Consider the following 14,382-nt stretch of genomic DNA (forward strand, 5'->3'; position numbering starts at 1 on the left):
CTATTCCAGGAAGGTTGCCGGGTTCACGGCGCTGGCGTTCTTGCGCACTTCGAAGTGGACCTGCGGCTGGCTTGCGCGGCCGGTCATGCCGGATGCGGCGAGCGTCTGGCCGCGCTGCACCTTCTGACCGCGCTGGACCTTCAGTTCGGACGCATTGCCGTAAACCGTGACCGTGCCGTCGTCATGACGAATGAGGACGGCGTTGCCCAGTTCCTTCAGGCTGCTGCCGGAATAGATGACTACACCGTTTTCGGCGGCCTTGATCGCCGTCCCCTCGGGCACGGAGATGTTGATGCCGTCGTTGCGGTTGCCATCGACATTGGCGCCGTAGCCGGCGACGACTGCACCGCGAACTGGCCAGCGATACTTGCTGATGCCCGTCGACTTCGGCGATTCCTCGTCAACGTCGGCCGTCTTGCTGGCGACCTCGGTAACACTCTGCTTTGCGACCGGAGGCTGGTACTCGGCGGGCTTGTTCTTGTCGAGCGCGGCCACCTGACCTTCAGCCTTCTTGTTCGGAACGGATGCCGTCTTGACCTGATCGGTCGCGGCGCCTGCGGCACCCGGCAGCGTCAGCTTCTGGCCGACACGGATCGATTCTGCCGTCAGGCCGTTGGCCTGCTTGAGCGCGCCGACCGAGACACCCGTTGCCTTGGCGATGCGATTGAGGGAATCGCCCGGCTTGACGGTGTATGAGCCGTCACCGCTGCCCTCGCCTGTCGTGGCGAGTTTGCCTGCCGCCACATCCGTCTTGCTTTCGCTCTTTTCGCGAGACTGCGACTGGCCCGGCAGGATCGCGACATCACGCTGATCGGTCGGTAAGGGTGATGGCTGACGCTTGCTGCCATCCAGGTCGGTGATCGTGTTGGAGGCAGCAGCCTTCGCAGCGCTGCTCGCAACACCGAAGGTCGGGATGACGAGGCGCTGGCCGGGCTCGACCTGTCCGGCCGTCTTCAAGCCGTTAGCCTTCAGGATTTCCTTTTCCGGAACACCGAAGCGCTTGGAGAGAACGGCAACGCTGTCGCCCTGGCGAACCATGATCGAAGGCGCGTTCTGCGTCGTCCAGCCACTCTTGCTCGCCGCCTCATTGACGGCCGCAGGCAATGCCTGTCGCGTGGCAGTGGAGGCCTGCTCGACCTGGCGTGCCGCCGGGAACGGCTGCGGATCGACACGGCGGCTGGAGACGGCAGTCGGATCTGCAAGCGTTGAACGCTGCACGTTCATCGGCGTCGAGGCGGCACGTGCGCTGGACATCGGTGTAGACGCCGTATTGACCGGGTCGTACGCACCGTTTGCCGCGGGATAAGGCTGACCGAGCGCCGAGTTGCGCGTGTCGGCCGGCGAAACCACAGCCATCTGGCCGTTGGCGACGTCGCCGCGCGGCACCGGTGTCGTATTTCTTTGAATTGAGCTGGTCGTCAGCGTGTCCGACCGCGAGAACAAGCCGTCGAAACGGCTGGCGTCGGAGCTGCAGCCTGTGGCGACACCTGCCAGCAAAACTGCTGCACACAGGCGGATCGTGGACTTTCCAACCTTGGGAGATACAAACTGACGCATGACGCTTACCCACTCCGAACGCAACTCGATGTGGGATGATTAAAGCGTATTAGAGTTACCGCACGGTTAAGGTCGGCACCACCAAAGCCCTAGTTTGACAGAATGCTAACCATAGAGCGATGCCTGGCCCGGGCAATGAGCGCACACAGAGCCTAGATCAGTTCGGAATAGAGGCGTTCGATTTCCGAGACGGCGCGCCGCTCGGTCGGCTCGTCCTCATAGCTGATGCTCGTCAGGTCCCAGGCAAAGATCTGGCGTCCCGCCGGTGAGGCTGGTGCTTCCGACTGTGCGGTCTTGTCTTCCTCAAGGAGCACGCTCACCAGCGTCTGGAAGGTCGCCTCGCCCTCCAGGCCGCCTGCCTGATCGTATTCGAGCGAGCGCAGTCCGGCGACAGCCGCCTCACGCGTTCCGAAATAGCGCAGGCTGTCCTGGTCTTCCGATCGCAGGCCATCGTAGTACTCGATGAAACCCTTGTAGTACGCGCGGTGATCGCCGGTCTCGAGGAACTTTCCAAAAGCCTGGTGTTCCCGCAACGCCAATTGCGGCGACAAGCGGTTGTTCCATTCGTCGCGCGTCAGAGCGGGCTGCCCGTCAGAAGATCTTTTGTTCTGGCTGAGGTAAAGCAACGCATCGGCGGAAAGCGAAATCCGTGGCGTCGGATCGAAGAAAGTTGCCTGCAGCGCCTGCACTGCACTTTCATCCTTGCCGCTTGGCCCGGATTGCCCCGCCGTACGACCGGCAAGGTTGCCCAGCCCGTCGCCTGATGTCGCGGTCGTCAGCCTGTTCGCGATCTGCATGTGCCGTCTCCGTCAACCGCACGACCAAGTCACCTTTCCGAGCCGCATAGAAATTCAGCGACTCGCAAGGCCAGACCTTTCGTGCAGCCGAAGGCGTATGGCGCAAAGCTTGCGCGAAACTGGCGCGGTTAGGGTTTTGTTAACCAATGACCGCCCTTGGCGCGCAATCGCCCACCGGCTTCACGCGGCCACGAAGATGAACCCGGGGCCGCAAACCGCTCAGGCTGGTTTGCGCGGTCGAGACGCGGGCATAGCAGCTCGCGTCTCGACCGCGCCCGCGTTCGGGGTGAAGGGTTGGATGCGTGGCGCGGCTGGATGAGGCCAGCTTTCGCAGCGTGACGTCCCAGGGAGACTGGAATGGCGAGCTTAGAGGTAAGACGCCAGTTGCGGAACGATCGGAAGGTAAGGCGCTTCGAACAGATCCTCGCGGTCGAAGCGGCTACCGGTGCGGCTGACACGCACCACCCGACAATGCGTTTCGCTCATCATGATCGGAACGACCAGCGTTCCGCCGGAAACAAGATGGTCGGAGAACATGCGCGGCAGGCTGTTGAAAGCAGCCGTAATCAGGATGCGGTCGAACGTGCCCTCACCCGGCACGCCGGCGCTGCCATCGGCATGCCGAACAATGACGTTGCGCACGCCTGATTTTTCCAGATTCTTCTGCGCGGTAGCGACGAGCGTCTGGTAGCGGTCTATCGTCAGCACGCGCTCGGCGATGCGGCCCATGACGGCGGCGGTAAAGCCGCTGCCGGTGCCGACTTCGAGGATACGCTGGCCGGACTTGAGATTGAGGCAGTGCAGCAGCCGCACGGCAAAATCATAGCCTTCCATGAACGAACCGCACTCGAGCGGGATCGTCCTTTGCGAGTAGGCTTCCGCCTGGAACTGCGGCGGCGCGAAATGGCCGCGTTGCGTCTGCTCGACAGCGTTCAGCAGGCTCTGGTTGCTGATGCCCTCGGCGCGAAGCCGAAGAACCATCGCCGCGAAGCCTTCCTGTTCCGAAACACGTCCGCTCAAACGACGGTCCCTTCGCTCAAGGCCCGTGCCAGACGGTCCTGCACGGTGTAGTCGGTCAGGTCGAGCTTGAGCGGGGTCACAGAGATCCGGTTTTCGCGCAGCGCGTGGATATCGGTACCGGCGCGGAAATCACCGAACCGCTCGCCAAAGCGCAGCCAGAAGTAGGGAAACCCGCGACCGTCGGAACGCTCGTCGATCGTCAGACCAAAATCGAGCTTGCCTTGCGAGGTCACTTCGGTGCCGGCGACGGCGTCGGCCGAACATTTCGGAAAGTTGAGGTTGAGCAACGTACCATCAGGCAGGTCAACCGCCAGCAGGCTGCGGATCAACGCAGGCGCATGCCGTTCTACCACGTCCCAGGCAACGGCCTCACCGACGACATGGCTGTAGGCTTGGCTCAGGGCCATGGAGCGAATGCCCTGCAGCGTTCCCTCCATCGCACCGGCGACGGTACCGGAATAAGTGACGTCGTCGGCCATGTTCGCGCCGATGTTGACGCCGGACAGGACGAGATCCGGCTTGCGGTCCAGCACTTTGCGGACGGCCATGATGACGCAATCCGTCGGCGTGCCCCTAAGGGCAAAACGCTTCTCCGAGATCTGGCGCAGGCGCAGCGGTTCTGACAACGTCAGCGAATGGGCGAGACCACTCTGATCCGCCTCGGGCGCCACCACCCAGACATCATCGGAAATCGTCCTGGCGATCCGCTCGAGGACCGCAAGGCCCTCTGCGTGGATGCCATCGTCGTTTGTCAGCAGGATCCGCATTGCGACTTCTTTCCCGTCAGGCAGCTTTTTCGATACGCTTCTGGCCGCCCATATAGGGAACCAGGACGTCCGGCACCGAGACCGAGCCGTCGGCGTTCAGATAGTTTTCGATAACGGCAATCAGGGCGCGGCCGACGGCAACGCCGGAACCGTTCAGCGAATGAACGAACCTTGTCCCCTTGTCTTCCTTGTTGCGGTAGCGCGCGTTCATGCGCCGCGCCTGGAAATCGCCGCAGACCGAGCAGGACGAAATTTCGCGGTACGTATCCTGTCCGGGCAGCCAGACCTCGAGATCGTAGGTCTTGCGGGCGCCAAAGCCCATGTCGCCGGTGCAGAGCGTCATCACGCGGTAGTGCAGGCCCAGACGCTTCAGCACCTCTTCGGCGCAGGCAGTCATGCGCTCGTGCTCGGCAACTGACGTCTCGGCGTCGGTGATCGAAACGAGTTCGACCTTGTTGAACTGGTGCTGGCGCAGCATGCCACGCGTGTCGCGCCCCGACGAACCGGCCTCCGAACGGAAGGACGGCGTCAGCGCGGTGAAGCGCAGCGGCAGTTTTTCGCCATCGAGGATCTGCTCGCGCACGATATTGGTCAGGGGAACTTCGGCCGTCGGAATCAGCCAGCGATCATCGGTGGTGCGGAACAGGTCTTCGGCAAATTTCGGCAGCTGCCCGGTGCCATACATCGCATCGTCACGCACCAGCAGCGGCGGCTGGACTTCGGTATAGCCGTGCTCCTGGGTGTGGAGGTCGAGCATGAACTGGCCGAGCGCGCGTTCGAGCCGGGCAAGCTGGCCCTTCAGGATCGTAAAGCGGGATCCGGCAATGCGCGCCGCTCCTTCGAAGTCCATCAGGCCCAGCGCCTCGCCGATTTCGAAATGCTCGCGCGGCTGGTGGTTCCAGGTTGGCTTGGCACCGATCACCCGCGTGACGACGTTGCCTGCCTCGTCCGAACCGACCGGGACGTCTTCGAGCGGGATGTTCGGGAGGCGCGACAGGGCGTCGTTCAGTTCGACCTCGACCTGGCGGCTCTCTTCCTCGAGCGCCGGCATCGAGTTCTTCAGCTCGGCAACTTCGGCCTTCAGCTTTTCGGCAAGCTCGTTGTTCTTCTGGGCCATGGCCGCGCCGATATCCTTCGACGCCGCATTGCGGCGCGACTGCATGTCCTGCAGCGATTGAAGGATTGCACGGCGACGTTCGTCGATGGCGATCAGCGACGCGGACGATGGTTCCGCGCCCCGCTTCGCCAGGGCGGCGTCCAGCACATCGGCATTCTCACGGATCCATTTGATATCAAGCATTGTCGTTCCACGCGTTTTTCAGGTCACGGCGCGGAACCGTCGAATGCTCAGCCCTTTGCGGGGCCAACCTCTTCGGAGGATTCTTCCTGCGACTGGGCGGCCTCACGCTTGAGCGCATCCGCTGCCCGCTGTCTTTCGACGAGTCGCGCCGTATAGATCGAAATTTCGTAGAGAAGGATGGCTGGCAGTGCAAGGCCGATCTGGGAGACCGGGTCCGGTGGCGTCAGCACGGCCGCGACGACAAAGGCGATCACGATCGCGTATTTGCGCTTCTCGGCAAGGCCCTGTGCGCTCACGAAGCCGACGCGGGCCAGAAGCGTGGTGATCACCGGTAGCTGGAAGACGAGGCCGAAGGCAAAGACCAGCGACATGATCAGGCTCAGATATTCCGAGACCTTGGGCAGAAGCTGGATCGCCACATGGCCCTCATCACCGCCCTGCTCCATCGCCAGGAAGAACCACATGACCATTGGCGTGAAGAAGAAATAGACCAGCGCGCCGCCAAGCAGGAACAGAAGCGGCGAGGCAATCAGGAACGGCAGGAACGCCGCACGCTCATTCTTGTAGAGACCGGGAGCGACGAACTTGTAGATTTGCGATGCGATCACCGGAAAGGCGATCACCAAGGCGCCGAACATCGCCACCTTGATCTGGGTGAAGAAGAATTCTTGCGGCGCGGTATAGATCAGTTCGACATTGCGGTGCTCCATCCCGGCCCAGCTAACCGCCCATTTGAACGGCAGCACCAGCAGGTTGAAGAGACCCTTGGCAAAGTAGAAGCAAACGAGAAAGGCGATGAAGAACGCGCCAACGGCCCATATCAGCCGTTTCCGGAGCTCGATCAGATGCTCGATCAGCGGCTGCGGCCGGTCCTCGATATCGCCGCTCATGCGTCACCTTTCTTGCGCGTCGCCGCGCGTGTCTTTTGGGTCTTTTCTTTCGGCTGCTCGGCCGCCGCCTTCTTCATGGCGGGCTTGGCCACTGCAGGCTTAGCCACGGCGGTCCCGGCTGCTGCCCTGGGCGCTGTGGCTTTCTTGGCCGTGGGCGTGGCGTCGGTCTTGGCCTTCGTCGCCCGCTTCGGTTTTACGGCAGGCTCAGCCGCTTCGGCACGCTGCATCTGCCGGCTCGCGGAACCGATCGCCGCGGCCGCAACGCTGTCGGCCGGCTTTGCCTCGACCGCAGGCACGGCGGTAACCGGCTCTACGGAGGATGCCGGTGGTTCTGCCGCAGCTGCGGGGACCTTGTCCGGCGATGCCGCCTTCTGGAGATCGGATTTGATCTCATTGCCGATCTGGCGCAGCGGGTTCATCGCATCGCGCAGCGCATTTGCCGGGTTGAGGCTTTGTGCGTCGCTGATCGTCTTGCGGACATCTTCGAGATCGGCCTCGCGCAGCGCTTCGTCGAACTGCTGGCGGAAATCCGATGCCATGCCGCGCAGCTTCGACGTCATCCGGCCAAAGGCCCGCAACATCGGCGGCAAATCCTTCGGTCCGACAACAACGATCAGTACGATGGCAATGACGACTAGCTCGGTCCAGCCGATATCAAGCATTCGATATGTCCTGCAAACCCGTGATGCGGCCGGCCGGGAAATAATCCCAGCCCGGCCCTATCGATGCTCGATCGTTAGCGAACTTCGTCAGACTTGTGATCGACAGTCTTGCCGTCGAGCGACTTGTCGGCCGAAGCGACGTCGTCGTCGTTCATGCCCTTCTTGAAGCTCTTGATGCCCTTGGCAACGTCGCCCATCAGTTCCGGAATTTTGCCGCGACCGAACAACAACAGCACCACGACCAGAACGATCAGCCAGTGCCAGATACTTAAGGAACCCATGTGCTTACTCCTCTGAGCCTTCCCCGATTTAGGCCCTATCACGTGTCAATTTTCGGGCGTACGGACCGCACGCCCCTTTCGCGAAAGACCCTAAGGGCTCACGGCGTCTTTTTCAAACAGCAATATATCCCGCTCGTTAACTGAAAGCATTACATCGCGCAATCCTTGCGGCAATTGGTCCGCCCGGATACGCGCGCGCACGGTCCCGTCGCAGCCCTGCACAGCCAGTTCGAGCAGTTCGACGACGCCGATGAAACGCCGCGAGACGATCCGCGCCTGTATATCGCCTTCGTCCTTGCCGACATGCAGGCCCGAAAGCCGGACGGCCACGGACAGGCGCTGCCCATCGCGATACTTGCCTGCCTCCACGCCGCCGAGCGGCGTGTCGACACGGCCGTTGCGCACCTGGGCATCGAACACATTGATTTCCGAGAAGAAACCGGCGGCAAATAGGTCCCGTGGCTTGCGATAAAGCTCGTCCGCGGTGCCGACCTGGACCAGGCGTCCGTCCTTGAGCAGAGCGATCCGGTCAGCCATGCGCATCGCTTCTTCGGCATCATGGGTCACGACGATCGCGGTGGCACGTGTCTCCCGCAGGATGGCGAGCGTATCGGCGCGGATTGAATCCTTAAGCCGCGAGTCGAGCCCGGAGAAAGGTTCGTCCATCAACAGCACCGCCGGCCTTGGGGCGAGCGCACGGGCGAGCGCCACGCGCTGCTGCTCCCCACCTGAAAGCACATGGGGATAACGGTCGGCATAGTGCGACAGACCGACCCGCTCCAGCGCCGCATCAGCCTGGATCAACGCCTCCTTCTTGGGAAGCGCGGTCAAACCGAAACGAACGTTGTCGCGGATGGTCATGTGCGGAAACAGCGCAAAGTCCTGGAACATCAGCCCGACACCGCGCTTTTCCGGCGGCAGGAAGGTCGACGGGCCGGAAATCTCTTGGCCGTTGAGCAACAGGCGGCCGGCGCTTTGCATCTCGATGCCAGCGGCGATCCGCAGCAGTGTCGTCTTGCCTGAACCGGAGGGACCGAGCAGGCAAAGAACTTCACCCGCCTTGGCCGCCAGGCTGACGCCTTTGATCGTCTCCTTGGAATGGTAGTTGTGGTGAATATCCTCGAATGTCAGGCTCGCCGCGAAAGATACGCCCGCCGTCCGTCGCGTTGCCATGACGGGCCTGTCCTGCGTATCTGAAGCCATGCTGCGTATTCCTTGACACCGGTGGCACCACGGCGACCATACCGGGTGCAGGCTCGATGGAGAAAGCCGATATCTCCAATCAGGTTTTTAATCGGCCTCTTCGCCCTTTGGAGTCAAGAGCCCCAGTTCTTCGAGATCGAGCTGGGTGATCGGATCCTCATTTTCCGCCAGGTCGTCCTCGCCGACGGGCACGGGAATATGCAGATTGGACGGAACGCGGCCGGAGAGAAGCCCCGCTCCCTTCAACTCCTCGATCCCCGGCAGATCACGCAGTTCCTCCAGGCCGAAGTGGTCGAGAAAATCACGTGTCGTTCCGAAGGTGACCGGACGCCCGGGCGTACGCCGGCGACCGCGGAATCTGACCCAGCCGGCTTCCATCAGAACATCGAGCGTGCCCTTCGATGTCTGCACGCCGCGAATGTCTTCGATTTCGGCGCGGGTTACCGGCTGATGGTAGGCGATGATCGCCAGGACTTCGAGCGCGGCGCGCGACAGCTTGCGCACCTCCTGCTCGTCCGTCTGAACGACGAAGGAAAGGTCGGCAGCGGTGCGGAACGCCCAGTGATCCGCCACCTGCACCAGGTTGACGCCGCGGCTGGCATAAAGCGCCTTCAACCGCGCCATGATGCGCGGGACATCGGCATCACGTTGCAGGCGGCTGGCGATATAGGCCTCGGAGACCGGCTGAGCAGAGGCAAACACCAAAGCTTCGGCAATCCGCTCGGCTTCCTGTTCCACGCGCGGATCGAGCAACGGGCCGTCATTCTCGCTGTCTTCATCTGCCACATCAGGCAAATATTTCTGCGGCTCAGCCACGGGCTGCCTCCATATCGGCGAGCGTCGCCGCATCGATCGGGTTTGGCCCGCGCCGCAGATAGATCGGCGCGAACGCTTCTTCCTGGCGGATTTCCAAGCGTCCCTCGCGCACCATCTCCAGCGAGGCGGCAAAGGAACTGGCGATGGCCGTCGCCCGCTCCTTCGGCGTCGTCATGTAACGCAGAAGGAAGTGGTCGAGCGCGGTCCAATCGTCGAGGTGACCGGTCATGCGGGCTAGGATCAATCGCGCATCGGCAAGCGACCAGACATGACGCTTTTCGATCGTTACCTGTGTAATCGCCGTCCGTTGGCGCAAGCTCGCATAGGCGGTCAGCAGATCATAAAGCGAAGCGTCGTAGTCCGACTTCCGCTCTGTGACGATGTGCTCCGGCGCGCCCCGCACAAAAACATCGCGGCCGAGGCGGTTTCGATTGATCAGCCGGGTCGCGGCCTCGCGCATGGCTTCGAGGCGCTTCAGCCGGAACGCCAACGCCGATGCCATCTCCTCACCCGAGGGGCCGTCATCCTTCGCCTGTTGCGGGATCAGCAGCCGCGATTTGAGATAGGCAAGCCAAGCCGCCATGACGAGGTAGTCGGCAGCCAGTTCGATGCGGATGCTGCGCGCGCGCTCGACGAAGGCGATGTATTGCTCCGCCAGTGCCAGCACAGAGATGCGGGCAAGATCGACCCGCTGGCTGCGAGCAAGATGGAGGAGCAGATCGAGCGGGCCTTCGAAGCCGGCGATGTCGATGACAAACGCCTCTTCGTGCAGCCCCCGCTCCGCGGTCTCGTCCTGCCACAAGGGATCCATCGGCGCTTTAGGACCGGACCTGCCCTGCTTTTCACCCGCATTGCTCACGACAGCCCGATCCTTTCCCGCCGGCCGTACCCGTCCTCAAACCGTCGCGAACAGGCCGTTGAACTCGGCCCGCAGTTCCTGCTCGTTCGCATTGTCGGGCTTGCGGAAGGCGGCCTCGGCGGCCTTTGCCCTGCGCAATGTCTCTCCGGCCAAAACCGGCACGACATTCGCTACAGCCTTCATCTCGTCCATTATGCCATGACAATGCAAGACGAGATCAAGTCCGGCGTCGATGATGTTGCGAGCGCGGGTCGTCATGTCGCCGGCCAGCGCATTCATCGAGACGTCGTCGGACATCAGCAATCCGTTGAAGCCGATATGGCCGCGGATGATCTCGCGCACCACCTTGGCGGAAGTCGTCGCCGGATTGTCCGGATCGATTGCCGTAAAGACCATATGCGCCGACATGGCCATGGCCTCGTCCTTCATCGCGATGAAGGGCAGGAAGTCGCTCTTGGCAAGCTCGTCGAACGTTTCGCTGACCACAGGCAGGCTATGGTGAGAATCGACGAAGGTGCGCCCATGACCGGGCATATGTTTCATCACTGGCAGCATGCCACCGGACTTCAGGCCTTCCGCCATCGCGCGGCCGATCGCCGTGACGCTGTGCGGGTCGTGCCCGTAGGCGCGATTGCCGATGACATCGTGACTGCCGGGTACCGGAACGTCGAGCACCGGCAGGCAATCGACCGTGATGCCGAAGCGCATCAGATCGAAGGCGTGCAGCCGCCCCATCAGCCAGGCCGCACGCAGACCGCCCTCGGCATCGCGGCGGTAGATCTCGCCGATCGCCGCGCCATTCGGATATTGCTGAACAAGCGGCGGTCGGATGCGCTGAACGCGCCCGCCCTCCTGGTCGATCAGCACAGGTGCAGCCGGATTGCCGATGCTGTCACGCAGAGCCGCGACCAGATCGCAAATCTGCTGTTCCTCGCCAATGTTGCGGCCAAAGAGGATGAAGCCCCAGGGTCGCTCGCCATCAAAGAAGCTGCGCTCTTCGCTCGAAAGAGAAAGACCCTTGCAGCCGGAGATAAATGCTTTTGATTCGCTCATCCTAAAAGCATAGTGCGCGGCTTGCCCGCAGCGAAGCGAGAATAATTGTCCGTGCGCGTCATGCACAGACTACTACAGCGCCGCGCGTCAAATATGACGCGCAAAGGACGCTGTAACGCCTTAAATTTGCTGCATAATTTTCTCCTTAAATCGATTCCGATTTAAGGAATTATGCAGTAACACTGAAACATGGAAGGGCGCGGCATCTCTGCCGCGCCCTTCCGAGGATAATATTCGTCGTGGTGACTACTTGGTCACGAGGCAGCTGCCGCCGGCACCCTTGTAGCGCGAGCAAAGTGCATTGGCCTCTTCGCGCGATCCGGCCGGGATGCGGACACGATAGTACGTGCCCTTACCCGCGATCTCCGCCTTGCGGATATCCACGCCGCGACCGCCGATGAGACTCCCGAACTTGTTGGAAAGGCTGTTGTAGGACTTCTGCGCTTCGGCCTCTGAGGGCAGCGATGCCACCTGGATGAAGTAGGTCCCAGCCGGCACGGAAGCCGTCGAAACCTGCTGGGTATCCGCTGCAGCGTTAGCCGCAGGCTGGGTCTCGGCCGTGTCGGTCGCAGCCACGTTGACGGGCTTTGCGGCCGGACGTGTCTGCGGCAGTGGCGCCTGATCGCCAGCGGCATCGACGGTAGCGCTGCTTGCGGCTGCAAGAGCGACCTGATCGGCACCGGTTGATGCCTGGCCGGCCGCGCGAAGCTCGGACCCGGCGCCCGTGGCTGTCGCCTGGCCCTCGATGCCCGACGCGGTCGCCTGACCCGAAGCCGTTGCCGGAACCGGCTGAGCATTACCAGCGACTTCCGTCGCCGGGACCTCAACCGGCTCTTCGCGAGCGACGAGCGTGCCATCCGGCTTGACGATCATCGTGCGTACCTTCCGCGGTGCGACCGCGGGAGTCTTGTCCTCTTCCTGATCAGCCGGCGCAGCCGTGCCATCATTCGGCATCAGGCGCGCAGACTGATCGTCAGCTTCAGCGGAAGGCGTCATCAGCGCTTCGGCTTCATCGCTGCCGTCATCAGGCAGGTTTTCCGGCGTCAGCGTCCGCTGCACGACGTCCATCGGCTCCTCTGTCGAGGAGACCAGAGCCTCCTGGCGAGGGCCGGTGCCCTGCGCGCCGGCGACGCGGTCATAGACGGCCTTGTCCTGGTTCGGCACGGTCTTGCCGCCCTTTTCCTCTGGCACGACCTTGACCGGGGACTTGTCGGCGAGAATGATCTTCGGACCCTCTCCAGACGAGACGGCATCGCTGCCACCCATCCATGCATAGACGCCTGCACCGCCAAGAATGATGACGCCCGCGACGCTTGCGGCCAGCAGCATCATGCGCTGCGAGCGGCGACCGGAGCCGTATTCGTTATAAACACCCGCGTCGGCCTGGCCGGACATGGGCTGCACGCGCTCCGATTCGCGCGGCGCGTTCTGGCGTTCAACCATCGAGCGGCGGAAGTCTTCTTCCATCGCCTTCTCGAACTCGTCGAAATCATCCATCGGGGCTGCGCCAAACGATGCGGCCGGCTTGGCGGCCGGCGCGGAGCGCGCAGGTTCGCGAGTCTCGACGGGCCGAGCCTGTGTCTCCCTCACGGAGAGTGCAGGCGTGCCGAAGAGCTGGGCCATTTCCGCGTCGATATCGAGATCGTAGTCGGCAGGATAAGCGACCGGCTTTTCTGTCTCGATGACCGGCAGTTGCGGCACATCCATATCGGCGATCGGTGCAACGCCGGAATCGGCTTCGGCGATCATCGACGGATCGAAGGGCAGAGCGCTTTCAACCGGCGGCCCTTCGATTTCCATGGGCGCTGCTGCAACCAACGGCGTTACGAAGGATTCTTCGCGCTGGATCGGCGCCTGTTCAACAACTGGCAACGTCGGCTGCTGCACGGCAGCCACGACATCCTCAGAAGCGTCGAACTCCGGAAGCTCCAGCTCCATTGCCACATCCGAGAGCTCCATTTCGAAGTTCTCGATGTCGAAGCTCGGCTCGTTCTCAGGTTCAACGGTCGGGCGGGCAGCCTGCGGAGCAACCACTGCGGCCACTGGTGCAGCAACTGCAGGTGCCGCAGCCGCAGGGATCGACGAGACGATCGGACCGGCAAAGGCGCGCTGCTGGCCGACACCCGAAGGCGAAGCAACCGGTGTGGCGCGGCTGAACGTCGGAGTGAAGGGATACGGGCTCTTCTTGACCGGAGCGGCTCCAGTCGCGATCGGCTCAGCTCGCGCATGGACGGCGGGATGAGCGTGAACTGCGGCGGCAACCAATCCCGTCGCAGCCGGCACCGGGAACCGCTCGATATCGGCAAGAAGCTGATCGACGGCATTATCGGTTGCAGGGTCTGCCGCAACTGGAGCAGCCTGTTCGATCACGGCCGGTTCATACGAGTAAGCGTTGTCCGACGCGTAGGCGTTGCTGCCCTCGGCAGCCGGAGCCACTTCGAAGGCCGGCTCGACAGACAGCGCAGCCGGCACAGCCATCAGCTCATCGGCGAAATCGGAAACGTCGAATGAAATTTCCTCGACCGGTGCGTGCCACTCTTCAGGTGCCGCGCCCTGCGGCTCGGCCACAGCAAATTCGGCTACCGGAGAAAGCTCGGCCTCGCCAAGCGACAGCTCGAGTTCGCGCTCAAGATCGAAGGCCGGCTCGCCTGCGTCGGGAGCCACCTCATATCCTGCGGGGTCGGCAACCGGAGCCGTTTCAGGAAACGCGACAACTTCGACCGGGCCGCGTTCGACCTGTTCTGCGGCAATAGCGGCGTCTGCCCACGGCTCCGCGAACGCGGCAGGCTCGTATGCCGGCTCGACTACCGGTGCGTCCTCGACCGGCGCCGATTCGGCGACAGCGAACTCGGCTGGCGCAAATTCGAGCACGGGCTCGACCTGCTGAACCTCTTCCGCGGGCACGGCAGCATGCTCAACCGGGCTGTTGTCCGGCTGAACATTTGCTGCGCGCGGCGCGTCATAGGTATCGAACTCTCGAAGAATCTCTTCCTCGAGATCGAATGCCGGATCTTGCCGGACAGCCTCCTGGTGGCGTTGCAATTCCTGCAACTGCTGGACAGCCGGCCGGGCATCGTAGCCGACGATCCGGGCGAGTTCGGCCAACGGATCATCGTCTGCCAATACATCGAATTCAGCCGGCCCGCTTCGTGCGAATTGTTTGTCTGCCATGCTCTC

Annotated in this window: 13 protein-coding genes; all 13 read right to left on the reverse strand. The window is 62.6% G+C overall.

Going from position 1 to position 14,382, the window contains the following annotated elements; translation table 11 throughout:
* The 13 genes from BC360_RS25460 to BC360_RS25520 all read right to left on the reverse strand — a co-directional run bounded on the left by BC360_RS25460 (position 1) and on the right by BC360_RS25520 (position 14,376).
* Complete coding sequence (locus tag BC360_RS25460; RefSeq protein ID WP_065781170.1) at positions 1–1,557, reverse strand: LysM peptidoglycan-binding domain-containing M23 family metallopeptidase; 1,557 nt, start codon at positions 1,555–1,557, stop codon at positions 1–3.
* Positions 1,558–1,709: 152 nt separating this feature from the next.
* Positions 1,710–2,354, reverse strand: a complete 645-nt coding sequence (locus BC360_RS25465; RefSeq protein WP_065781171.1) for a biotin biosynthesis protein BioC — start codon at positions 2,352–2,354, stop codon at positions 1,710–1,712.
* Between the two features lie 366 nt (positions 2,355–2,720).
* Positions 2,721–3,374, reverse strand: a complete 654-nt coding sequence (locus BC360_RS25470) for a protein-L-isoaspartate(D-aspartate) O-methyltransferase (protein ID WP_065781172.1) — start codon at positions 3,372–3,374, stop codon at positions 2,721–2,723.
* On the reverse strand, positions 3,371–4,141 hold the full coding sequence (surE, locus tag BC360_RS25475; protein ID WP_065797304.1) for a 5'/3'-nucleotidase SurE: 771 nt from the start codon (positions 4,139–4,141) through the stop codon (positions 3,371–3,373). Before surE ends, BC360_RS25470 begins: the two co-directional genes overlap by 4 nt.
* Before the next feature lie 16 nt (positions 4,142–4,157).
* Complete coding sequence (gene serS / locus BC360_RS25480) at positions 4,158–5,441, reverse strand: serine--tRNA ligase (protein WP_065781174.1); 1,284 nt, start codon at positions 5,439–5,441, stop codon at positions 4,158–4,160.
* Positions 5,442–5,488: 47 nt separating this feature from the next.
* Entirely contained in the window at positions 5,489–6,331 is an 843-nt protein-coding gene (gene tatC, locus BC360_RS25485; protein WP_065781175.1) for a twin-arginine translocase subunit TatC, read from the reverse strand.
* Entirely contained in the window at positions 6,328–6,993 is a 666-nt protein-coding gene (tatB, locus tag BC360_RS25490) for a Sec-independent protein translocase protein TatB (protein WP_065781176.1), read from the reverse strand. Before tatB ends, tatC begins: the two co-directional genes overlap by 4 nt.
* Before the next feature lie 74 nt (positions 6,994–7,067).
* Complete coding sequence (locus BC360_RS25495) at positions 7,068–7,274, reverse strand: twin-arginine translocase TatA/TatE family subunit (protein WP_065781177.1); 207 nt, start codon at positions 7,272–7,274, stop codon at positions 7,068–7,070.
* Between the two features lie 90 nt (positions 7,275–7,364).
* Positions 7,365–8,477 carry an ABC transporter ATP-binding protein gene (locus BC360_RS25500; RefSeq protein ID WP_065781178.1) on the reverse strand — a complete coding sequence of 371 codons (1,113 nt, stop codon included), beginning with the start codon at positions 8,475–8,477 and terminating at the stop codon, positions 7,365–7,367.
* Between the two features lie 87 nt (positions 8,478–8,564).
* Positions 8,565–9,293, reverse strand: coding sequence for an SMC-Scp complex subunit ScpB (gene scpB / locus BC360_RS25505; RefSeq protein WP_065781179.1), 729 nt, complete (start codon positions 9,291–9,293; stop codon positions 8,565–8,567).
* Positions 9,286–10,104 (reverse strand): segregation and condensation protein A, encoded by an 819-nt coding sequence (locus BC360_RS25510; protein WP_065797306.1) that lies wholly within the window; start codon positions 10,102–10,104, stop codon positions 9,286–9,288. Before BC360_RS25510 ends, scpB begins: the two co-directional genes overlap by 8 nt.
* Positions 10,105–10,188: 84 nt before the next feature.
* Positions 10,189–11,205 carry a beta-N-acetylhexosaminidase gene (nagZ, locus tag BC360_RS25515; protein WP_065797308.1) on the reverse strand — a complete coding sequence of 339 codons (1,017 nt, stop codon included), beginning with the start codon at positions 11,203–11,205 and terminating at the stop codon, positions 10,189–10,191.
* A gap of 246 nt (positions 11,206–11,451) precedes the next feature.
* Complete coding sequence (locus BC360_RS25520; protein WP_065797310.1) at positions 11,452–14,376, reverse strand: SPOR domain-containing protein; 2,925 nt, start codon at positions 14,374–14,376, stop codon at positions 11,452–11,454.
* Positions 14,377–14,382 lie beyond the last annotated feature (6 nt).

The organism is Ensifer sp. LC163, assembly GCF_001695855.1.
Classification (GTDB): Bacteria; Pseudomonadota; Alphaproteobacteria; order Rhizobiales; family Rhizobiaceae; genus Ensifer.